This window comes from Nostoc sp. PCC 9305, assembly GCF_963920915.1.
In the GTDB taxonomy this organism is placed as follows: Bacteria; Cyanobacteriota; Cyanobacteriia; order Cyanobacteriales; family Nostocaceae; genus Nostoc.
The window spans coordinates 1-247 of sequence record NZ_CAWUDN010000307.1; the positions used below are offsets into that span (position 1 = coordinate 1).

The 247-nt window shown below is 57.1% G+C and carries 1 protein-coding gene; it reads right to left on the reverse strand.

Features of this window, described 5'->3' with window-relative positions; genetic code table 11:
• A partial coding sequence (locus tag ACM0OX_RS35850) for a hypothetical protein (RefSeq protein ID WP_414519985.1) occupies positions 1-213 on the reverse strand: 213 nt, incomplete at its 3' end.
• Between the last annotated feature and the right edge of the window lie 34 nt (positions 214-247).

A 247-nucleotide genomic window follows, 5' to 3' on the forward strand; every position in this document is an offset into this window, starting at 1 on the left:
GGATGTCGCCAAAGCGTCGGCGGTCTTTCGCAGATCGACATATTCCTGCTCCACCCGCGCTTTTTCCTGCATTCGTCGTTGGGTGTTGAAGGCCTTGTACACGGTCTTGGCGTGGTGATCGGCGCTCTCTTTCGACACATGACCTCCACTGGAGAGCACCACGCGGCCAAGACCTTTCAACTGTGTGTCCAATAGGGCGCTTGCTGCTTCCATAGTCGTCAGGCGGCCAATCTCCAGTTGGTCTTCG